General features: G+C 71.5%; 19 protein-coding genes and 6 tRNA genes. 16 read left to right on the top strand and 9 right to left on the bottom strand.

The annotated features are described in order from the left end of the window. The first annotated feature begins 225 nt into the window (after nt 1-225). Both cobA and ACFYYF_RS21805 read left to right on the top strand, forming a co-directional pair. Nucleotides 226-1,458, top strand: a complete 1,233-nt coding sequence (gene cobA, locus ACFYYF_RS21800; RefSeq protein ID WP_388778089.1) for a uroporphyrinogen-III C-methyltransferase — start codon at nt 226-228, stop codon at nt 1,456-1,458. 64 nt (nt 1,459-1,522) lie between these two features. Beyond that, nucleotides 1,523-2,341 carry an RNA methyltransferase gene (locus tag ACFYYF_RS21805; RefSeq protein ID WP_361679266.1) on the top strand — a complete coding sequence of 273 codons (819 nt, stop codon included), beginning with the start codon at nt 1,523-1,525 and terminating at the stop codon, nt 2,339-2,341. A gap of 106 nt (nt 2,342-2,447) precedes the next feature. Here ACFYYF_RS21805 and ACFYYF_RS21810 read toward each other — a convergent pair whose 3' ends face one another. After that, entirely contained in the window at nt 2,448-3,800 is a 1,353-nt protein-coding gene (locus ACFYYF_RS21810; RefSeq protein ID WP_388778093.1) for a serine/threonine-protein kinase, read from the bottom strand. A gap of 196 nt (nt 3,801-3,996) precedes the next feature. Between ACFYYF_RS21810 and ACFYYF_RS21815 the strand changes: the two genes are divergently transcribed. From ACFYYF_RS21815 to ACFYYF_RS21830, 4 genes are all read left to right on the top strand, one after another. Continuing rightward, entirely contained in the window at nt 3,997-4,230 is a 234-nt protein-coding gene (locus ACFYYF_RS21815; protein ID WP_326788867.1) for a hypothetical protein, read from the top strand. 241 nt (nt 4,231-4,471) lie between these two features. Next, entirely contained in the window at nt 4,472-4,678 is a 207-nt protein-coding gene (locus ACFYYF_RS21820) for a hypothetical protein (RefSeq protein ID WP_355773792.1), read from the top strand. A 580-nt stretch (nt 4,679-5,258) separates the two neighbouring features. Beyond that, on the top strand, nt 5,259-6,221 hold the full coding sequence (locus ACFYYF_RS21825; RefSeq protein ID WP_388778095.1) for a phosphotransferase family protein: 963 nt from the start codon (nt 5,259-5,261) through the stop codon (nt 6,219-6,221). A 74-nt stretch (nt 6,222-6,295) separates the two neighbouring features. Next, nucleotides 6,296-6,595 carry a zf-TFIIB domain-containing protein gene (locus tag ACFYYF_RS21830; protein WP_361679261.1) on the top strand — a complete coding sequence of 100 codons (300 nt, stop codon included), beginning with the start codon at nt 6,296-6,298 and terminating at the stop codon, nt 6,593-6,595. 154 nt (nt 6,596-6,749) lie between these two features. Here the strand turns inward: ACFYYF_RS21830 and ACFYYF_RS21835 are convergent. The 5 genes from ACFYYF_RS21835 to ACFYYF_RS21855 form a co-directional block, all read right to left on the bottom strand. Beyond that, nucleotides 6,750-6,821: transfer RNA gene (locus tag ACFYYF_RS21835), tRNA-Val, on the bottom strand. Nucleotides 6,822-6,861: 40 nt separating this feature from the next. Then, nucleotides 6,862-6,933 (bottom strand) — tRNA-Val (locus ACFYYF_RS21840). 34 nt (nt 6,934-6,967) lie between these two features. Beyond that, nucleotides 6,968-7,039 (bottom strand) — tRNA-Val (locus ACFYYF_RS21845). A gap of 1 nt (nt 7,040) precedes the next feature. Then, a tRNA-Cys gene (locus ACFYYF_RS21850) sits at nt 7,041-7,114 on the bottom strand. 40 nt (nt 7,115-7,154) lie between these two features. Next, nucleotides 7,155-7,227: transfer RNA gene (locus tag ACFYYF_RS21855), tRNA-Gly, on the bottom strand. A 156-nt stretch (nt 7,228-7,383) separates the two neighbouring features. Between ACFYYF_RS21855 and ACFYYF_RS21860 the strand changes: the two genes are divergently transcribed. From ACFYYF_RS21860 to ACFYYF_RS21870, 3 genes are all read left to right on the top strand, one after another. Then, nucleotides 7,384-8,430: a chorismate-binding protein gene (locus ACFYYF_RS21860; protein WP_361679258.1), complete on the top strand. Its 1,047-nt coding sequence runs from the start codon at nt 7,384-7,386 to the stop codon at nt 8,428-8,430. An 83-nt stretch (nt 8,431-8,513) separates the two neighbouring features. Next, nucleotides 8,514-9,335, top strand: a complete 822-nt coding sequence (locus ACFYYF_RS21865) for an aminodeoxychorismate lyase (RefSeq protein ID WP_365486275.1) — start codon at nt 8,514-8,516, stop codon at nt 9,333-9,335. Nucleotides 9,336-9,501: 166 nt separating this feature from the next. Next, complete coding sequence (locus ACFYYF_RS21870; RefSeq protein WP_388778099.1) at nt 9,502-10,326, top strand: GNAT family N-acetyltransferase; 825 nt, start codon at nt 9,502-9,504, stop codon at nt 10,324-10,326. 269 nt (nt 10,327-10,595) lie between these two features. Here ACFYYF_RS21870 and ACFYYF_RS21875 read toward each other — a convergent pair whose 3' ends face one another. Then, complete coding sequence (locus tag ACFYYF_RS21875) at nt 10,596-11,126, bottom strand: DsbA family protein (protein ID WP_388778101.1); 531 nt, start codon at nt 11,124-11,126, stop codon at nt 10,596-10,598. 197 nt (nt 11,127-11,323) lie between these two features. Here ACFYYF_RS21875 and ACFYYF_RS21880 point away from each other — a divergent pair, with 197 nt between their 5' ends. Next, on the top strand, nt 11,324-11,770 hold the full coding sequence (locus ACFYYF_RS21880) for a hypothetical protein (protein ID WP_388778104.1): 447 nt from the start codon (nt 11,324-11,326) through the stop codon (nt 11,768-11,770). A 155-nt stretch (nt 11,771-11,925) separates the two neighbouring features. Further along, on the top strand, nt 11,926-12,078 hold the full coding sequence (locus ACFYYF_RS21885) for a hypothetical protein (protein WP_167455603.1): 153 nt from the start codon (nt 11,926-11,928) through the stop codon (nt 12,076-12,078). A gap of 111 nt (nt 12,079-12,189) precedes the next feature. Here ACFYYF_RS21885 and ACFYYF_RS21890 read toward each other — a convergent pair whose 3' ends face one another. Together ACFYYF_RS21890 and ACFYYF_RS21895 are read right to left on the bottom strand one after the other, a co-directional pair. Next, entirely contained in the window at nt 12,190-12,747 is a 558-nt protein-coding gene (locus ACFYYF_RS21890) for a CGNR zinc finger domain-containing protein (protein WP_361679243.1), read from the bottom strand. Between the two features lie 243 nt (nt 12,748-12,990). Further along, nucleotides 12,991-13,404 carry an SsgA family sporulation/cell division regulator gene (locus ACFYYF_RS21895; protein WP_003959770.1) on the bottom strand — a complete coding sequence of 138 codons (414 nt, stop codon included), beginning with the start codon at nt 13,402-13,404 and terminating at the stop codon, nt 12,991-12,993. Nucleotides 13,405-13,595: 191 nt separating this feature from the next. On the opposite strand from ACFYYF_RS21895, the gene ACFYYF_RS21900 reads away from it, so the two are divergent. The 5 genes from ACFYYF_RS21900 to ACFYYF_RS21920 all read left to right on the top strand — a co-directional run bounded on the left by ACFYYF_RS21900 (nt 13,596) and on the right by ACFYYF_RS21920 (nt 18,179). After that, nucleotides 13,596-14,030, top strand: a complete 435-nt coding sequence (locus ACFYYF_RS21900; protein WP_388778108.1) for a TIGR02611 family protein — start codon at nt 13,596-13,598, stop codon at nt 14,028-14,030. A 42-nt stretch (nt 14,031-14,072) separates the two neighbouring features. Next, a tRNA-Val gene (locus ACFYYF_RS21905) sits at nt 14,073-14,144 on the top strand. Between the two features lie 845 nt (nt 14,145-14,989). Beyond that, nucleotides 14,990-16,315: an ABC transporter substrate-binding protein gene (locus ACFYYF_RS21910; RefSeq protein ID WP_388778432.1), complete on the top strand. Its 1,326-nt coding sequence runs from the start codon at nt 14,990-14,992 to the stop codon at nt 16,313-16,315. Between the two features lie 11 nt (nt 16,316-16,326). Then, nucleotides 16,327-17,283 carry a carbohydrate ABC transporter permease gene (locus tag ACFYYF_RS21915; protein WP_388778111.1) on the top strand — a complete coding sequence of 319 codons (957 nt, stop codon included), beginning with the start codon at nt 16,327-16,329 and terminating at the stop codon, nt 17,281-17,283. Beyond that, nucleotides 17,280-18,179 carry a carbohydrate ABC transporter permease gene (locus tag ACFYYF_RS21920; RefSeq protein WP_388778113.1) on the top strand — a complete coding sequence of 300 codons (900 nt, stop codon included), beginning with the start codon at nt 17,280-17,282 and terminating at the stop codon, nt 18,177-18,179. The genes ACFYYF_RS21915 and ACFYYF_RS21920 overlap by 4 nt, the downstream gene beginning before the upstream one ends. The last annotated feature ends 1 nt before the right edge of the window (nt 18,180 follow it).

The raw sequence follows: 18,180 nt of genomic DNA on the forward strand, positions 1-18,180 counted from the left end.
GGGGGGGCGGGGGGGGGGGGGGGCCGCCCGGGGGGGGGGGGCGCGCCGGCGGGCCCCCCCCCCCCCCCCCCCCCCCCCGGGGGGGGGGGGCGGCGCGCCCGCCCCCCCCCCCCCCCCCCCCCCCACCGCCGTAGTCTGGATTCCTACCGAAGAACCCCACGTCAGGGCCGCTCCAGAGCCGCAGCGCCCACCGCACCGCCTGCCCGTACGAGGAGCCGCACCTCCATGGCCGAACACCCCGCCTACCCGGTAGGCCTCCGCCTCGCCGGCCGTCGTGTCGTCGTCCTCGGCGGTGGCCAGGTGGCCCAGCGCCGGCTCCCCGCGCTCATCGCGGCGGGCGCCGACATCCACCTCGTCTCCCCGCACGCGACCCCGTCCGTCGAGGCGATGGCCGACGCGGGCGAGATCACCTGGACCAGGCGCCCCTACGAGGAGGGCGACCTCGCCGACGCCTGGTACGCGCTGATCGCCACCAGCGACCCGCGGGCCAGTGCCGAGGCCTCGGCCGAGGCCGAGCGCCTGCGCGTCTGGTGCGTCCGCGCGGACGACGCCGACGCGGCGACCGCGTGGACCCCGGCCACCGGCCACAGCGAGGGCGTGACCGTCGCCGTCCTCACCACCGACGCCAAGGGCCGCGATCCCCGCCACACCGCCGCGATCCGCGACGCCGTGGTCGAGGGCCTGCGCGACGGCACGCTCGTCGCGCCGCACCACCGCACCCGTACCCCCGGAGTCGCCCTCGTCGGCGGAGGCCCCGGCGACCCCGACCTGATCACCGTCCGCGGACGCCGGCTGCTGGCCGAGGCCGACGTGGTCATCGCCGACCGTCTTGGCCCCCGCGACCTGCTCGCCGAACTCCCGCCGCACGTCGAGGTGATCGACGCGGCGAAGATCCCCTACGGCCGGTTCATGGCCCAGGAGGCCATCAACAACGCCCTCGTCGAGCACGCGAAGCAGGGCAAGTCCGTCGTCCGTCTGAAGGGCGGCGACCCGTTCGTCTTCGGCCGCGGGATGGAGGAGGCCCAGGCGCTCGCCGAGGCGGGCATCGCCTGCACGATCGTCCCCGGCATCTCCAGCTCGATCTCGGTGCCGGGCGCCGCCGGAATCCCGGTCACCCACCGGGGTGTCGCCCACGAGTTCACCGTGGTCAGCGGTCATGTCGCCCCGGACGACGAGCGCTCCCTCGTCGACTGGCCCGCCCTCGCCAAGCTGCGCGGCACCCTCGTCGTCCTCATGGGCGTCGACAAGATCGGCAAGATCGCCGACACCCTCGTGGCGCACGGCAAGCCGGCCGACACCCCCGTCGCCCTCGTCCAGGAGGGAACGACCGCCGCGCAGCGCCGCGTCGACGCCACCCTGGCCACCGTCGCCGACACCGTGCGCGCCGAGGACGTGCGGCCGCCCGCCGTCATCGTCATCGGCGAGGTCGTCGACGTCGGCTCCGGACTTCCCGAGTAACCCCGGGTAACCCAACCCGTTCCCAGCCGTTGGCACCGCACCCAGGACAAGGCAGTATCACCCTGTGGCCGATCTCATCACCGTCGAGAACCCCGACGACCCGCGTCTGCGCGACTACACGGGCCTGACCGACGTGGAACTGCGCCGCAAGCGCGAACCCGCCGAGGGCCTGTTCATCGCCGAGGGCGAGAAGGTCATCAGACGGGCCAAGGACGCCGGCTACGAGATGCGCTCGATGCTGCTGTCCGCCAAGTGGGTCGACGTCATGCGCGACGTCATCGACGAACTCCCGGCACCCGTCTACGCGGTCAGCCCGGAGCTCGCCGAGCAGGTCACCGGCTATCACGTGCACCGAGGAGCGCTGGCCTCCATGCAGCGCAAGCCGCTGCCCACGGCGGAGGAACTGCTGCGGTCCGCGCGCCGGGTCGTCGTCATGGAGTCGGTCAACGACCACACCAACATCGGCGCCATCTTCCGCTCCGCCGCCGCGCTCGGCATGGACGCGGTCCTGCTCTCCCCGGACTGCGCCGACCCCCTCTACCGCCGCTCGGTGAAGGTCTCGATGGGCGCCGTCTTCTCGGTCCCGTACGCCCGTCTCGACACCTGGCCCAAGGGCCTGGAGTCGGTGCGCGACGCCGGGTTCAACCTGCTCGCCCTCACCCCGGACGAGAAGGCCAGGTCCCTGGACGAGGCCGCCCCGCACACGATGGACCGGGTCGCGCTGATGCTCGGCGCGGAGGGCGACGGTCTGTCCACCCGGGCCCTGATGGCGGCCGACGAATGGGTCCGCATCCCGATGGCCCACGGCGTCGACTCCCTGAACGTCGGCGCGGCGGCCGCGGTCGCCTTCTACGCGGTGGCGACGGGCCGGCCCACGAGCTGAGAGCCGCACCCCCCGGGGGTGCCGTGCGAGGAGTGCCGTCCAAGCGGTGCCGTCCACGGGGTGTCGTCAGGACCGGACCGGATCAGGACCGGTCCGAACGGCACCCCTAGTCGTCGTGAAGCGCGCTTCCGTACGGACGGGCGGTCGCGGCGTCCGCCGCCAGGGCCCCGGACACCGGCTGTTCGCGGTGTACGCCGCCACGCGGGCCGTCGTCGAGTCCCCGGGAGGGACCCTGGCACCCCTGGGCCGCCGCGATCCCCAGCGCGACCAGCAGCGTCACCACCACGAACACGAAGAGCCGCTGACGCAGCAGCCGCGGATTGGCGGGCCGCCGGCCGGTGCCGGTGGTGCGCGGACCGGGGCGTCCGGCGCCGCTGCGCGGGGCGGGACGGCTCCCGGAGCGTCCCGTGTTGCGGACGGGCGCCGGACGCGACCCCGACCGCGAGCCGCCGTTCGTCCCGCCGGTGCGCGGCGAAGGAGCGGTCCCCCGCGGGGGAGGAGTGGTGCCCCGTGGCGGGGGAGTGGTCCCCGGCCGCCGCTGGGTGCGCTGCTCGGCGTACTGCTCGGCCAGGCGTCCCGTCGGCCGGTCCGGGTCCGAGCGCGGCGCGGGCGGCCGCGTGTCCACCATGCCCTGGGCCTCGCGGGCCGCGATCTCCTTGAGCCGCAGCGACAGTTGGAGGGTGCTGGGCCGCTCCTCCGGGTCCTTGGCCAGGCAGGCCCGGACGAGCGGGGCGAGCGCGTCCGGAACGCCGTGCAGATGCGGCTCCTCGTGCACCACGCGGTAGAGCATCACCTCGGAACTGCCCTGACCGAAGGGTGAGTCCTGGGTCGCCGCGTACGCGAGGGTCGCCCCGAGCGCGAACACGTCCGTGGCCGGGGTGACGGCGATGCCGCGCACCTGCTCCGGCGCCAGGAAGCCCGGGGAGCCGACCGCCGTGCCGACGTGCGTGAGGGTGCTCGCGCCGGTCGCCCACGCGATGCCGAAGTCGATGATCCGCGGTCCCTTCGGGGACAGCAGGATGTTGGACGGCTTGAGGTCACGGTGAACCACCCCGGCCTCGTGCACCGCGACCAGCCCCTCGGAGAGGGCGGCACCGACCGCGGCCACGTCGGCGGCCGACAGCGGCCCCTCCTCGGCGACCTTGTCGTGCAGGGACGGGCCGGGCACGTACTGCGTGGCGAACCACGGACGGTCCGCCTCCAGGTCGGCGGCGACGAGCCGTGCCGTGCAGCCGCCCCTGATCCTGCGTGCCGCCGAGACCTCGCGCGCGAACCGGGAACGGAACTCCTGATCCTCCGCCAGATCAGGCCGGATCACCTTCAGTGCGACCCGCTGACCCCGCCGGTCGGAGCCCAGGTAGACAACACCCATACCCCCCGCGCCGAGCCGTCGGTGAAGCCTGAACGAGCCGACGACACGCGGGTCCTCGCGCCTCAGGCGCATCATCGCCATGTCCATCCCCGCTGCCCGGTCCGTTTGACGAGCCACAGCTTACGTTTCCGCGGCCGGGTGCGCGCAGAGGCCGCGCCCTCTCGTCCCGATCGATTGTCAGTGCCGGGTGGGAAACTTGAGAGGTGGTCAGGGAGCGTGCGAACAGTGCCTCCTTGACCTGCCCTTGATCCCAACCGTCCATCGTCGAAGGGGGATTGAGCCCGTGAGGGGTGACCGCGTGGAGATAGTCGTGGACGCAGGGGACACGACGCGTACGTACGAGGTGGTGGCGAGCAGGGCGGGTCGCCGGGTGGAGACGGCGGTGCGCCGAGGTGTGGTGGAAGTGAGCGAAGTCACTCGAAACGGAACAGTGGTACGGACCGCCCGCTTCATGGCGACTCGGGTGCTGGCACTCGTCGAGCAGCCGGTTCCCCGGGAGGACAGCTCGGAACAGTAGGGGCACATCGGGCGTCCCCTCCGGGAAGACCCTGAGACCTGGGTCCGCGTCTCCACCCACGGTAGTACTCAGCAGGTCACAGCTCATCCTCCGGGAGGCCCGGCAATCGGTACGAGGGCATGACGACCCTTCGTCGTCGCGCGCCTAGATTTGAGGTCAAGCGGCGGGTGCAGCACTCGTCCCCCGAGGTCAGACACCCGCCGCTGCCAGGCACAACAGAATCTCGGTCAGGAGAGGGACCATGGCCCACACGGCACCGCGGACGGAGCTCCGCACGCAGGGACGCAAGGCGTACGCCGCCGCGTTCGGCACGCGCCAGGGCCGGCGCCACCCCTTGGTGGCGACAGCGATGGTCCTTCCCCTGGCGGCCCTGCTCGTGGTCGTCTTCGGCGGCTGGGACGCGGTGGTCACACAGGCGTCGTCCGTGGGCGTGATGCTGGGGCGCTGAGCGGCGCCCCAGGCCCGGAAGAGCGGTCCGGGCGGGGACATCCGGCCATGAAACCCCGTGGGGACGGGGGTGCGGCGGACGGCAGGAAGATGCCCGCGCAGCTGGGGAGCTGCGCGGGCATCTCTTTGTCCCCGCTCGCCGCCCGACCCCCCTTGGGCAGCGGCGAACGACGCCGAGTCGGAGAATCCCCGCACCCCACCGATGACGGACAGGCCCCGACGCGCGGCCGCGCACGAGGCCCGGAACCTTCGAGGGAGCACGAAGAGCCGGCGAAGCTCCGGCGCCGCGGAACCCTCCCCTTCAAGCCGCACGCGCCTTGGCCCGCCGGCCCGCCGGCCTGTTGAGCCCGGGTCGCCTCGCTCGCTCGCACGCTCCGCCCGCTGGCCCCGCTGGGCCCGGTCGTTCTGCCGGGCCCGCCTGCCCGCTCGCCCCGGCCGACAAGGGCGCCCCGCCTCGGTGTCATCCGATCCGGACGACCGGCCGGGGCCCGGTGTCGGGGAGCCGGTTCGGGTGGTTACCCTCACCGGCAGGTGCCCGGGGTGGATGTCGTACGGGCCCGTCGTCCAGCTCAGGGGGATCCGTGACCGTACTCGGCCTGCCGGCCGCGCTCGGTGGTGCGGCGCGCGGCGCGGCGCACCACCCGGTGGCCGCCGTGCCCGGTCCCCGCGGAGCCTGTTCCTGCGGCGCCGAGGACACACTCCTCGCGGACCGCGACGACGGCACCGTGGTCCGCCACGGCGGCATCGTCGCCAAGGCCCACGCCCCGGACACGGAACCCGGCGCGCTCGCCCTCCGCGTCTCCGCGGCGGCGCGCCTCCCCGGCATCCTCCTGCCGCCGGCCGCCCCGGCCCCCGCCGACCTCCTCGGCCGCCGGGTGACCCTCTGGCCCTACGGCGCTCCCGTCGACCCCGACGCACCCGACGCGGCCCCCTGGGAGGCGGCCGCGACCCTGCTGGCCGGGCTGCACCGGGCCCCGGCTCCGGACGGGCTGCCGCCCATGCGCGGCCCCGTCAAGGCCGCCCGGGCGATCGCCCGGATGCGCGCGGCCGGCCCGCACCCGGCCGCCGCCCCGGTCCTGCGGGCCTGGGCCGCGCTGCCCGGCTGGGCGCGGGCCGAGGCCCCGATGCCGGACTCCACGACCCTGTGCCACGGCGACCTGCACCTCGGCCAGCTCGTGCGCCACCCCGCCCCGGACGGCCCCTGGCTCCTCATCGACGTCGACGACCTGGGCGTCGGCACCCCGGCCTGGGACCTGGCTCGCCCCGCCGCCTGGTACGCCTGCGGGCTGCTGCCGCCCGACGCGTGGTTCCGCTTCCTGGCCGCCTACCGGGCCGCGGGTGGCCCCGCCGTCCCCGCCGACGGCGATCCCTGGCCCGCCCTGGACGTCGCTGCCCGCGCCCTCACCGTGCAGACCGCCGCCATCGCGGTCGCCAAATCCGTTGCCGCGGGACGGCCGTTGGACGAGGTGCAGCAGGCCGTCGTCGACGCCTGTGACCGAATGGGTTCCGTCCCACCCGAGTTGACCCGAGGATTCGCGACGTAGGCTGCAACCGACCGAAGCCGGGCGGTGTCTGTCCTGGCGGAAGCAGTACCGACCGGCGAGGAGTTGAGCCGAGCATGCAGTGTCCGAAATGTCATGCGCCGATGCACACGTACAACCGCAATGGCGTCCAGATCGAGCAGTGCAGCGGCTGCCGCGGCATCTTTCTCGACTACGGCGAGCTGGAGGCGCTGACCCGCGTGGAGTCGCAGTGGTCCCAGCCCGCGCCGCCGCCCCAGGGCGCCCCGCAGGCGTACCCGTCCGCGCCGGCCCCCGCCTGGGGTGCCCCGCAGCACGGCGGCCACGGCGGTCACTACGGCGGCCACGGCGGTCACCACCGTCACAAGAGCTTCGGCCACATGCTCTTCTCCTCCTGAACGCCCGAAGGGGCCCCGTCCGAGTGGCGGGGCCCCTTCGGCGTGTCGGGACCCGCGTGGGTCAGGTCACACCGGACCGGGGCGGGTGGACCGGGGCACGTGGACCGGAGCACGACGAAGCCCCCGGTCGCCGATACGACCGGGGGCTTGCTTGTGCGCGATACTGGGATTGAACCAGTGACCTCTTCCGTGTCAGGGAAGCGCTCTCCCGCTGAGCTAATCGCGCAGGTCACGCGACCGAAGCCACGCTTGCTGCTGGTACTGCGTGCGCGATACTGGGATTGAACCAGTGACCTCTTCCGTGTCAGGGAAGCGCTCTCCCGCTGAGCTAATCGCGCGGGGATCCTCGCGGATCGAGTCCTTGCGGACCAGTGGACGATACTGGGATTGAACCAGTGACCTCTTCCGTGTCAGGGAAGCGCTCTCCCGCTGAGCTAATCGTCCTTGGAGGTGGAGACGGGATTTGAACCCGTGTAGACGGCTTTGCAGGCCGTTGCCTCGCCTCTCGGCCACTCCACCAGGAGTGCGGGGGTTCGGGAAGATCCCCCACGTTCCTGCGAGCGGACGACCAGGTTCGAACTGGCGACCTCAACCTTGGCAAGGTTGCGCTCTACCAACTGAGCTACGTCCGCTTGTCGTTTCCGTTTCGCTTGCGCGTCCCGGCGACGAGTTGAACTCTAGCGGATTCCCGGGCCAGCACAAAAACGCGTTTGTGCAGCGTGCTGCGGTCTGTCCCCCCGAGGACATGGCCAGGGCACTCGTGGGACACCCGCCCTAGACTCGTCTGCGTGCTCGACCTCCCTCCTCTCGCCCGCTTCGGCGGCCTCGTAGCGACCGGTCTCCTCGATGTCACCAGCGATCCCGCGGCCCTCGACTCGACCGGCTTCTGGGCCGTCGCGGCCGACTTCGAAGGCCGCCTGACCTGCGCCCGCTTCCGCGACGTACGAGAGGAGCCGGTCCCCGCCCCGGTGCCCGGACGGTGGCACGGCCCGGCGGCCGGCGACTGGACGTCGTCCCTCGACCACACCGCGTACACCGCCGGTGTGCGCCGCATCCGGGAGCACATCGCGGCCGGCGAGGTCTATCAGGCGAACCTCTGCCGCGTGCTCTCCGCGCCCGTCCCGGCCGACGCCGACGTCGACGCGCTCACCGCCCTCCTGGCCCGCGGCAACCCGGCACCGTACGCGGGAACGATCCGGCTGCCGGAACACGGCGTCGAGATAGCCACCGCCTCCCCGGAACTGTTCGTCCGCCGCGCGGGCCGCAGCGTCGAGTCGGGGCCGATCAAGGGCACCGGACGCACCGAGGCGGACCTCCTGGACAAGGACTACGCCGAGAACGTGATGATCGTGGACCTCGTCCGCAACGACATCGGCCAGGTCTGCGCCACCGGCACCGTGACCGTGCCCGACCTGTGCGTCGTCGAGAAGCACCCGGGGCTCGTGCACCTCGTCTCGACGGTCGCCGGCGAGCTGCGCGAGGACGCCGGCTGGCCCGAGCTCCTCGCCGCGGCCTTCCCGCCCGGCTCCGTCACCGGCGCTCCGAAGTCCAGCGCCCTGCGGATCATCGACGCCCTGGAGACCGCGCCGCGCGGCCCCTACTGCGGAGGCATCGGCTGGGTCGACGCCGACCGGGGCACCGGAGAGCTGGCCGTGGGCATCCGCACGTTCTGGATCGACCGCGCCGACGGCGCCCTGCGCTTCGGCACGGGGGCCGGGATCACCTGGGGGTCCGACCCCGAGGGGGAGTGGCGGGAGACCGAGCTGAAGGCGTCCCGGCTGCTCGCGGTAGCGTCGGGAACGTACGACGCGGGTGACGGGACCCTCACCGACTGACCTGATCCGGGGACGGCGCGGGGACCGGGGCCGGAACACCGTGCCGGCGACACACCCGGCACTTCACATGCGAGGTAGGACCAGTGAAGCTTTGGCTCGACGGCGGGCTGCAGGACATCGAGGCCGCCCGCGTCTCCGTCTTCGACCACGGACTGACCGTGGGTGACGGCATCTTCGAGACCGTGAAGGCGGTCGACGGCCGGCCCTTCGCGCTGACCCGCCACCTCGACCGGCTGGCCCGCTCGGCGCGCGGCCTCGGTCTGCCCGAGCCCGACGCCGACGAGGTGCGCCGCGCCTGCGCCGCCGTCCTCGAGGCCAACCCGATGCCGCTCGGCCGGCTCCGCATCACCTACACCGGTGGTCACGGCCCGCTCGGCTCCGACCGCGGAGAGCACGGTCCCACCCTCGTCGTCGCGCTCGGCGGCTCCTCCCCGCGCCCCGACTCCACGGCCGTCGTCACCGTCCCCTGGACCCGCAACGAGCGCGGCGCCCTGACCGGCCTGAAGACCACCTCGTACGCCGAGAACGTCGTCGCCCTGGCCCGCGCGCGGGAACACGGCGCGTCCGAGGCGCTGTTCGCCAACACGGTGGGCCAACTCTGCGAGGGCACCGGGTCGAACGTCTTCGTCGTCCTCGACGGTGAGATCCACACCCCGCCGGTCGCCTCCGGCTGCCTCGCCGGCATCACCCGCGCCCTCACGGTCGAATGGACCGGTGCCAAGGAGACCGACCTGCCGCTGGACGTCCTGGAGCGCGCCGACGAGATCTTCCTGACCTCCACGCTGCGCGACGTGCAGGCCGTGCACCGGGTCGACGCCCGTGAACTGCCGGGCGCGCCGGGCCCGGTGACGGCCAAGGCGATGCGCGTCTTCGACGAGCGGGCCGCGGACGACCTCGACCCCTGACCGTCCCCCGAGGGCCATCTGCCGCCGGTCGCCGGGCACTTCGGCCGAGCCGGCCGGCGGGTCCTCCGGCCGACGGGTCTTCCTGCCTGCGGCGGCCGGGCGACCGTACGGCCGTGGCCCGGTAATTCGGCTGACGAGGCGGTCGTGAGCGGGTACAACACCCCTGATGACGACGACCCTGCGGCCGACCGAGCCGCTCCATCGCGCCGCCGACGGGACCCGCTCACGCCGCTACCAGGTGTGCGTGAACAGCCGTCCCGTCGGCCGGGTACACCTCGCCACGGAACCCGGCTCGGGACCGCCCGCCGCCCGGATCCACGAGCTGAGCATCGACGAGCCGGACCGGGGCCGCGGCCGCGGCACCGTGGCCGCGCTGGCGGCCGAGGAGGTCGCGCGCGGATGGGGCTGCCGGCAGATCGTGGTGACCGTTCCCGGTGACGCCACGGGGGCCCTGGAGCTGACCAGGGTGCTCGGTTACGTCCTGCGCAACCGGATCATGGAGAAGGCGCCCGACGACTCCGCGCTCGTCCTGCCCCCGGGAAGCGCCGACCGTCCCATGACGCGGGACGAGTACGAGATCTGGGACCGAGCGGGCAGAGCGCGGTACGCCGAGGACTGGATCCGGCGGGGGCTGCCGGAGGCCGAGGCGCTCGCCAAGGCGGACCGCGACTTCGGCGGCGCACTGCCGCAGGGCCCGGCCACCGCGAACATGTGGCTGAGCGTCCTGGAGCACGAGGGCGTCCCCGTGGGCGAACTCTGGCTGGGGCGCCGGGGCGGACAGGCCTTCATCTACGACGTCGGGGTCCGCGCCGACCAGCGCGGACGCGGACACGGCCGGACGCTCATGCGGCTCGCCGAGGCCAGGGCGAAGGCCGCCGGAATGAACCGCATCGGGCTCAACGTCTTCGCGGGCAACACCCCGGCCGAGCGGCTCTACGAGTCGCTCGGCTACGAGACGACGGCCTACCACCTGTACAAGACGCTGCTCTAGGCCGGGCGAGGCCCTGTTCCGGGACTGGCTGCGCCGGGCGGGGCTCTGTCCGGGACTGGCTGGGCGCGGTGGAGTTCTGGGCGGGGCCGGTTCGGGTCAGGAGGAGGTGCCGTCCCGGCCAGGGGCATGTGCTCTCCTGGCCAGGAACGGGACCGTCCGGGGTCCAGGGGCAGGCCCTGTCCCCGGCAAGGAAAGCCTGGTCCGGGGCGGGTGAGGTTTCGTCGGGGCCGGCAGGTTTCGGGCCGGGCCCTGCTGCGGACGGGTCGGTGTCAGGCCTGTTCGGCGAGCAGCCGGTCGGCGATCTCCTCGATCCGCTCGCGCAGCCCGTCCTGGCTCTTGCCGCCGTCCAGACGCTCACCGCCGATGACGTACGTCGGGGTGCCGGTGACCCCGATGGCCTTGCCCTCGGCCTGGTCCGCGTCGACGATCAGGATGTGCCGCCCGTCGATCAGGGCCGTGTCGAACTCCTCGGCGTCCAGGCCGAGTTCCCGGGCGACCTCGACGAGGAACCCTTCGCCCCCGCGGTCCAGCTCCTCGACGCGGCCGAGTACGGCCTCCACGTACGGCCAGGCGCGGCCCTGCTCGGCGGCCTCCTCCGCAGCCTGCGCGGCGGCGAAGGCGTGCTTGTGCTTCTCCAGGGGGAAGTGCCGCAGCCGCAGGTCCAGACGGTCGCCGTAGCGGGCGCGCAGCGCGCTCAGGTCGGTGAGGGCGTCACGGCAGTCGGGGCACTGCAGTTCGCACCACACGTCCAGCACGACGGGGGCCGGGCGCGCGGCGGAGGAGCCGGAGAAGTCGTTCATGGATCCAGTCTCCCAGTCCGCCGGAGGGGAGGCGCCACCGGCGGTCCGGACAGGGGGAGGCTCCACCGGGACCTGAGGAGGACGTGACCCCGAGATGTCCCTGAGGTCTGCCCGGACCGTGGCATACCGGGCACGGTGCGGTGCAGGATGGGAGGGAAGAGGTACACGCCGCACCGAGCCCTGCCTGGAGGACCGGAATGATCGCAGAGACCGTCTGCTCCGCCGTCTCCGTAGCCGGCCTCGGCATCGCCGCGGTGACGGCCTACCGCAAGCGTTTCCTGGCGGCCGCGCGCATCGCCGCCTACTCCCTGGTGCCGCTCGGCCTGGTCATGACCGGAGTGGTCGGCTGGCTGTCCGACACCGCCTTCAGCCCGACCGCCTGGGCCGGTTTCGTGGTCCTCGGCGGCGCCTGGGCGCTGTTCATGATCACCCGTGCCGTGGAGCGGCGCGGCGGCGGGACCCGGAAGGAACGCAGGGCGGCCAAGGCCGCCGCGCAGCGTGAGGCGGCGGCGCCCACGGCCTCGGCCCCGTCGCTCGGCCCCGGTGCCGGGCCCGGTTCCCGGCCGGCGTCGGCACCACGGGCGACGGGCTCCGGGGACGACTTCAGCGACATCGAGGCGATCCTGAAGAAGCACGGCATATGACCGGCAGAAGCGACACAAGATCACAAGGGTGACGCAGGGAACGCGCGGAACCGTTCACGTTCGGGCGCGGCCGTCACATCATCCAGCGAACTCCCGTATATTCCGGGCGTGTTGATCGCGAAGCGGGTGCTCTCTGCGTCATCATCGCCCGCGAGATGCTGGACACAACAACGAGCGACACCGCTGCTCCGCCCGAGGAGCGGCGCGGTTGTCTCTTCGCGCTCTCCCAGCCGCCGCTGATGATCTTCCTTGCGGTGATCGGCTGTCTGCTGCTCATGGCTTCGCTGCACGACCTGCTGCTGCTCTGAGCTGTACACGGAGCCCCTGGCGTCACCCGCCGAGGGCTCCGTCAGTCCGACAGTCCGGCCAGGGGGCGCATGCCTCTTCGCGCGCCGGGTTCGTGTGCCGGCGCGGTCCGGTCAGCTCGCGGCTTCCTTGCGGCGTGCCCGGTAGGCGGCCACGTGGAGGCGGTTCCCGCAGGTCCTGCTGTCGCAGTAGCGGCGGGAGCGGTTGCGGGAGAGGTCCACGAAGGCGCGCCGGCAGTCCGGGGCCTCGCAGCGCCGCAGGCGTTCCTGCTCCCCGGCGACCACGAAGAAGGCGAGGGCCATCCCGCAGTCGGCCGCGAGGTGGTCGGCGACCGAGGCGCCCGGCGCGAAGTAGTGGACATGCCAGTCGTAGCCGTCGTGGTCCGTCAGCCGGGGCGTGGTGCCCGCGGCCGCGACCAGTTCGTTGATCAGCGAGGCGGCGGCCCGTGGATCGTCGGCGGCGAAGATCCTGGCGAACAGGTCGCGGACGTCCCGCACGGTGGCGAGATCACGCTCCGACAGCACCCCGACATCGCTGATGTCGTGCTTTCGTACGAAATCGGCGAGGGACGGCACGTCGGCGAGCCCGTCCGCCGTCTCGTCCTCCGGCGCGGTGTTCACCAGATCCACCACGGCGTCGAGTGCGCACCGGGTGTCGTGGGTGATCAGCACGTTTCGCTCCCTGGCCTGGGGGTCGGGCGAGGGCGCCCGCCCGATGCTGGCCGATCGTAGTGGCTTCCCGGCGCGACCGAGACGGGCGCGGGGCAGGAGCCTGTGCCTGGGAGGCGTGGGACGCGCGGCGGCGCCGCCACCGCGTACTTCCGCGGTGCCGACGCCGTCGCCTTCCCTATGCGGTTGTCTAGGCCCGAGCCGTCTCCCCGAGTGGACGGCGCCGGGCGGCTCTGTCGTGACGCGTCAGCTCTCGGCCAGGATGTGTGAGAGCTCCGTGTCGAGATCGAAGTGCCGGTGTTCCGTGCCGGGCGGCACGGCTGCGTCCGTTCGCTTCAGGAATGACTCCAGGGCCCGCGCGGGGGCTTCGAGCAGGGCTTCACCCTCCGGAGAGCTCAGGGCGATGCAGACGACGCCCTGGCCGTGGCTTCGGGACGGCCAGACTCGGACGTCGCCGGTACCGGTGGGCCGATGCAGGCCCTCGGCGAGGAGGTCGCGGGCGAACACCCACTCGACGGTTTCCTCGGCTCCGGTGTGGAAGGTGGCGTGCACGGCATAGGGATCGGCCGTGTCATACCGCAGTCCTGCGGGTACAGGCAGTGAGGACTCGCTCGACACAACGAGGCGCAGGTGCAGCTCGCAGCTGACCGTGGTGTTCATAAGCGCCAGGGCCTTTCGCTCAGTGTGCGCTCGGGGATTCGCACGTCGGCGAAATCGACATGCCACCTACGGTGCCGTTGTAAACCCCTCTGAGGGTTTTGCATGTCTTTATGTAACTCATCCGGCCGAGGGCGCGTTCTCCGGATAGGGCCATTCCGGTGACTGGTTTCTCTCGGGTAGGGTTTGGTCGTATGAATACGGGGAGTGACGAGGCGGGCGAAGTCGCCACGACGGGCGACGGGGCGGGCGATGAGCGAGCGCTCGGTTCGCGTGCGCCTCAATTCATCAAGGCTCGGCGTGCGCTGCACGTGAGCTGGCAGGTGGGTGTTTTCATCGTCGGGCTCGCGGTGGTCGCCGCGGGTGTGGTCATGCTGCCGTTGCCGGGGCCCGGGTGGCTGGTGATCTTCGGGGGCATGGCGATCTGGGCGACCGAGTTCGTCTGGGCGCAGCTCGTGCTCCGGTGGACGAAGCGCAAGGTCACGGAGGCCGCGCAGCGGGCGCTCGATCCCAAGGTCCGGCGTCGCAACATCATCCTCACCACGGTGGGGCTCGTGATCGTCGCCGTGCTGGTGGGGGTGTATCTGTGGAGGTTCGGGCTGGTGATGCCGTGGAACATCACTGAGTGACCGAGGCACCCCCTGACATGGGGTAATGTTCTTCCTGCGCCCGGGCGATTAGCTCAGCGGGAGAGCGCTTCGTTCACACCGAAGAGGTCACTGGTTCGAACCCAGTATCGCCCACACGTAGGAAAGACGGCTCCGGCCCACGACATCGTGGACCGGGGCCGTTTTCGTTGTTCGCGGTGCTGGTCGGGGTGGGTGCGGCTCCGGGTTCGGTCCGGTGGGTGGGTCGGGGCCGTGCCGGTGCATCAGGCCGTCGCTGTCGGGCGGAGAAGTGGCCGTTAGTGGCGACGGCCATCGATGTACCGGCACGTCCCCTCCCGCCGCATTCCGACTGCGGCTGCGCCGTGGTGGCCCGCCAGGCCCCCTCCATGCGTTGCCGGGTGCGGATGCGTCGTGGTGGCCCCAGGCCAGGCCGCGCCGCTGGATCCCGGCTGCGGGTGCGTCGTGGTGGCCTGCCCTTCGGCCCCTTCCGCCGGATCCCTGTTGCGGGTGCGCGTGCTGGATTCAACCCCGGCCGGCGAACGTCTCAGCCCCGGGCGGGGAAAGTTCCAACCCCGGCCGGGGAAAGTTCCAGCCCCGGCCGGGGAAAGTTTCAGCCCCTCCGGCGATTGAGGAGCGGGGTCTGGGGCGGAGCCCCAGGTGCGGGACGGGTAGGGGCGGAGGGGGCGAGAGGAGTCCCCGCGCTCACGCTCTGTTTCCGGCGGCTCCGCAGACACCCCGTCAGCACCCTTCACGGGAGTACGTTTTCGGCCGCGTCGGCGGATCGTTCCGGCTGGCAGGGAGTGTTCGGCGGGCCGACCGTGCGGGGCCCGACCTGCGTACTCCTGTGCGAATAGGTCGGAAGGCGTGCGGCGGCCGGCGTGACGGGATGAGAGCGCCCGGCGGCGATTCCTGTCCGAATCATTGACGCGCTCGGAGCGCCTCCGTACCTTGTGCCAGCAAGCGCTTACTTGAAACGATTCATGCAGGCGGTGGCGACAGTGCGGGGAGGCCTGGCAGTGGGGAACAACGGGAGTGTCGAGAGGCGGACGGTGCTCAGGGCGGCCGGAGCCTCGGTGGCCGCGCTGGGGCTGGCCGCGACGACGGGCTGCGGTGGAGGCGAAGGCGGCGCCGGGGACGGGACGGTGACGATCCGTTACGCGTGGTGGGGTGCGGACGAGCGGGCGAAGCGGATCAACCGGTCCGTCGCGCTCTTCGAGAAGAAGTATCCGAAGATCAAGGTGCAGACGGACTTCCAGGATTATGCGGCCTTCTGGGAGAAGTTCCAGACACAGGCCGCCGGCGGAAATCCGCCGGACGTATTCCAGAACGCCGTCGGATTTCTGCGGAAGTACGACAAGCGAGGGATCCTGCTTGACCTCAAGTCCCAGATAGACGCCGGAAATCTCAGCCTGAAAGGCTTCCGCGCCGGAGTCGAGAAGGTCGGTCAGGTCGACGGAAAGCAGCTCGGAATTCCCGTCGGATCCAACACCATGTCACTTGTCATAGACGAGAAGGTGTTCGAGAAGGCGGGCGTCACGCCGAAGCAGGGCTGGACCTGGGACGAGTACTTCGCCGCGCTCAAGAGGATTCACGACACGCAGAAGGTGGCGGGCGACACCGGCTACTTCGCCATCATGTACCTGTACGACCTCTACCTCCGGCAGAACGGCAAGGCGTTCTTCACCGAGGACGGACTCGGTTTCGACGAGGCCGATCTGACGGAGTGGTGGACCGACGGCTACAACCGTGTGAAGGCCGGCATCATCACCGATCCCAAGCGGGTCGAACAGGACAAGCCCAAGTCCTCCCTCTCGGCGGGTCACGCGGCCTCCGAGTTCACGTGGGACAACTTCACGGTCCGTTATACGGCCGAGGGTGACAGCAGTTACGGTCTGGCGCCGATCCCGACGACCGACGGCAAACAGACCGGCCAGTACCTCGCCTCGCTGATGCTCAGTGCTTCCGCGCGTACCGAACATCCCAAGGAGGTGGCTCAGTTCATCGATTTCATGGTCCACGACCCCGAGGTCGGCAAGATCATGGGATACGACCGCGGGATCCTCGCCACCACGGGGCAGTTCGAGGCGTTCCGGCCCTCCGACGCCCCCAGCAAGGCCATCGCGCGGTACGAGCAGGACGTCGCCGCGGCCGGCGTGCTGGGCACCATCACCCCGCACCCGGCAGGTGCGGACACCGTCGAAGCCGCCTTCCTGCGCATCGGCGGCGACATGTCGCAGGGCACCACCAAGGTCTCCGACGCGGTGAAGCAGTTCTTCTCCGAGGCGAAGTCCGCCCTCGCCGTCTGATGGGAACCGCCGTGACGCTCGTCAAGGACTCCCCGCCCGACGCGCCCCGACTGCGCGTCGCGGCCCCCGGCGCCGCCGGGCGGCGGCGACGCGGGGAGCATCTCGCCGGCTTTCTCTTCATGTCGCCGTGGATCGCGGGCTTCCTGTTCCTGACCGCCGGCCCGATGGCCGCCTCCCTCTACTTCGCGTTCACCGACTACAACCTCTTCGACGCGCCACGGTGGATCGGCTTCGACAACTTCACGACTATGTTCGACGACCCCCGGTGGCGGAAGTCCGTCGAAGTGACGGCCAGGTACGTCGTCATCGGGACGCCGCTCAAACTGCTGCTGGCGCTCGGGGTTGCCCTGCTCCTCGCGCAGAGCCGCCGCGGCCAGGCCTTCTACCGGGCCGCGTTCTACGCCCCGTCGCTGATCGGCGCGAGTGTCTCGGTCGGCTTCGTCTGGCGGGCGCTGTTCTCGGACGACGCCGTCGTGGACCGTACGCAGTCCTTCCTCGGCTTCTCCCCGGGAGGCTGGGTCGGTGACCCGGGCCGGGTTCTCTACAGCCTGGTGGCGCTCACCGTCTGGCAGTTCGGTGCCCCCATGGTCATCTTCCTGGCCGGGCTCAAACAGGTGCCGAGGGAGCTGTACGAGGCGGCAGAGGTGGACGGCGCGGGACCGCTGCGCAGGTTCTGGAGCATCACGCTGCCCATGATCTCCCCGGTCCTGTTCTTCAACGTGCTCCTGGAGACCATCCACTCGTTCCAGATCTTCGGTTCGGCGTACGTGGTCTCCAACACCACCTGCGGACCGGCCGACGCCACGCTCGTCTACACCTGCTACCTCTACCAGAAGGGCTTCAAGGAGTCCCAGATGGGTTTCGCCTCCGCCATGGCCTGGATGCTGCTCCTCGCCGTCGCCCTGGTGACGGCCGTCCTCTTCTGGTCCCAGAAGCGCTGGGTGCACTACGCGGAGGACGCCCGATGAGCGGCGTCACCGGCCGGCCGGCCGGCTCCACGGCGGCCCGGGGACGCGTACGGACACCGGGGCGGGGACGCGCCGGCTCGCTCGCCTGGCACGGCGGGGCCCTGCTGATCCTCGCGGTCGTCCTCTACCCCGTGCTCTGGGTCCTCGGCGCCTCCTTCAAGCCCGGCCGCGAGATCATCGGCAGCCTGGAGCTGTTCCCGGCCCGCCCGATCCTCGCCAACTTCAAGGGGCTGGCCGACGGCATCGCCGACATCTCGATCGCCACCTTCTTCCAGAACTCGCTCTTCTACGCCCTCGGTTCCGTCGCCGGCATCCTGATCTCCTGCTCGCTGACCGCGTACGCCTTCGCCAGGATCCGCTTCGCCGGGCGCAACGTGCTGTTCTCGCTGATGATCGGCACGCTCCTGCTCCCGTACCACGTGCTGCTCATCCCGCAGTACGTGATGTTCCAGAAGGCGGGGCTGGTCAACACCTACGTGCCGCTGCTGATCGGCAAGTACCTGGCCACCGAGGCGTTCTTCGTCTTCCTCATGGTGCAGTTCATGCGGAACCTGCCGCGCGAACTGGACGAGGCGGCGCGGCTCGACGGCTGCGGGCATCCGCGGATCTACTGGTCGATCGTGCTGCCGCTGTGCCGCCCGGCCCTCATCACCAGCGCCATCTTCACGTTCATCAACGCCTGGAACGACTTCATGGGCCCGCTGATCTACCTCAACGAGCCCGGCAAGTACACGGTCTCGCTCGGCATGATGATGTTCCGCGACCAGGAGGGGGTCGCGAACTACGGCGGCATGATCGCGATGTCCCTGGTGGCGCTGCTGCCCGTGCTCCTCTTCTTCCTCGCCTTCCAGCGCCATCTGATCGACGGTATGGCGACCTCGGGACTGAAGGGGTGAG

Origin of the sequence: Streptomyces sp. NPDC001914 (genome assembly GCF_042891215.1) — a bacterium.
In the GTDB taxonomy this organism is placed as follows: domain Bacteria; phylum Actinomycetota; class Actinomycetes; order Streptomycetales; family Streptomycetaceae; genus Streptomyces.

Excerpts from the sequence above, each read along its gene's own strand:
- cobA (WP_388778089.1), top strand. The coding sequence starts at position 226 with ATGGCCGAACACCCCGCCTACCCGGTAGGCCTCCGCCTCGCCGGCCGT.
- ACFYYF_RS21810 (WP_388778093.1), bottom strand. The coding sequence starts at position 3,800 with ATGGACATGGCGATGATGCGCCTGAGGCGCGAGGACCCGCGTGTCGTC.
- ACFYYF_RS21820 (WP_355773792.1), top strand. The coding sequence starts at position 4,472 with ATGGCCCACACGGCACCGCGGACGGAGCTCCGCACGCAGGGACGCAAG.
- ACFYYF_RS21830 (WP_361679261.1), top strand. The coding sequence starts at position 6,296 with ATGCAGTGTCCGAAATGTCATGCGCCGATGCACACGTACAACCGCAAT.
- ACFYYF_RS21870 (WP_388778099.1), top strand. The coding sequence starts at position 9,502 with ATGACGACGACCCTGCGGCCGACCGAGCCGCTCCATCGCGCCGCCGAC.
- ACFYYF_RS21875 (WP_388778101.1), bottom strand. The coding sequence starts at position 11,126 with ATGAACGACTTCTCCGGCTCCTCCGCCGCGCGCCCGGCCCCCGTCGTG.
- ACFYYF_RS21880 (WP_388778104.1), top strand. The coding sequence starts at position 11,324 with ATGATCGCAGAGACCGTCTGCTCCGCCGTCTCCGTAGCCGGCCTCGGC.
- ACFYYF_RS21885 (WP_167455603.1), top strand. The coding sequence starts at position 11,926 with ATGCTGGACACAACAACGAGCGACACCGCTGCTCCGCCCGAGGAGCGG.
- ACFYYF_RS21895 (WP_003959770.1), bottom strand. The coding sequence starts at position 13,404 with ATGAACACCACGGTCAGCTGCGAGCTGCACCTGCGCCTCGTTGTGTCG.
- ACFYYF_RS21900 (WP_388778108.1), top strand. The coding sequence starts at position 13,596 with ATGAATACGGGGAGTGACGAGGCGGGCGAAGTCGCCACGACGGGCGAC.
- ACFYYF_RS21910 (WP_388778432.1), top strand. The coding sequence starts at position 14,990 with ATGCAGGCGGTGGCGACAGTGCGGGGAGGCCTGGCAGTGGGGAACAAC.
- ACFYYF_RS21920 (WP_388778113.1), top strand. The coding sequence starts at position 17,280 with ATGAGCGGCGTCACCGGCCGGCCGGCCGGCTCCACGGCGGCCCGGGGA.